Here is a 1,137-nt window from a genome sequence, read left to right on the forward strand (position 1 = left end):
CATCCGCCTGCTCGTTGGTGACGGCAAACGCGGTGACATAGTGTTTTGAACAAAGGGCGAGTTCAGTGAGTGCAATCACCACACCATTGGTGTCTTTTGCAAAGCCAAGGTTTGGGGTATCGGTTTGGCGTACTTTTAGGTTTTTGTGTAGTTCTTTGTTTAACGGTTGTACATTGTTGTAAAACATCAGTGTTTTCATAGTGTGTTCCTGTGTTTGTATCTTTAAAAATTTAAGGTGAATCTGGTCTATGCCAGCGCAATCGCATCTAAATTCATAGTAATAGTCCTTGTTAAGAAATAACCGGTCATTGCGAGGCGCACAGCGACCCGGCCATCCCCAGCCCGTTGTGTACTGGTTCAAAAAAACCGTCATCCCGGCGAAGGCCGGGATCTCTTGAGAGTGTGCATTAACCTCGTTCCCACGCTGTGCGTGGGAATGCAGACCGGTTTATCGACGATTAATCACCACCGCTTTGAGCCTATCCACCGACACACCGGCACGCTTAGCGGCCGCGACACCCATTAAGGTGGCCTGGCGCGAATCGCTTACGCTGGCATTGGCTGGTAAATCAATCACCAGTGTGCCATCCTCTAGCATGCTGACATCCATTGACTCCTCTACACCTTCTTCATTGGTGAGGCTAATCGATGTTTGCTCAACAACCGGTGAGCTCGTCTCAATACTGGCTTGTGCCGTATCGGCTGAGCCAGCTGTCGCTGAAACCGAATTACCCCGATCACTGATATCCACAACCGAATCCAATCTTGTGGTTCCGCCTGACGACTCATAGATAGCCAGGCCTGGTTGAATCACTTCATCCGTGGCCATGGAGGCATCACCCACTTCAAGCGTGGCCACTTCTGCGGTTTGGCTAAAGCTTAACGCCACCGTTTCACCATTGATCGTTACCGATGATGAGCGCACTTGCGGCTGTTCAACAACAGCAGGTTCTGCGGCTGCGGTCTCAGCTTCTGTGGTCTCAGCTTCTGTGGTCTCAGCTTCTGCGGTTTCTGCTTCTACAGTTTCAGTTTCCACAGTTTCAGTTTCCACAGTTTCTGCTTCTACAGTTTCAACTTCTACGGTTTCAACTTCTACCGGTTCTGCTGCCACCGGTTCTGCTGCCACCGGTTCTGCTG

2 protein-coding genes are annotated in these 1,137 nt (G+C 50.4%); both read right to left on the minus strand.

Annotation, left to right across the window (positions count from 1 at the left end):
- The coding region (locus NA59_RS12750; RefSeq protein ID WP_044413603.1) for a hypothetical protein at positions 1-199 on the minus strand (199 nt) is incomplete at its 3' end.
- A gap of 249 nt (positions 200-448) precedes the next feature.
- Positions 449-1,137 (minus strand): hypothetical protein (locus NA59_RS12755; RefSeq protein ID WP_044413605.1); only part of this gene is annotated, 689 nt, incomplete at its 5' end.

The organism is Thiomicrospira microaerophila (assembly GCF_000934765.1).
In the GTDB taxonomy this organism is placed as follows: domain Bacteria; phylum Pseudomonadota; class Gammaproteobacteria; order Thiomicrospirales; family Thiomicrospiraceae; genus Thiomicrospira; species Thiomicrospira microaerophila.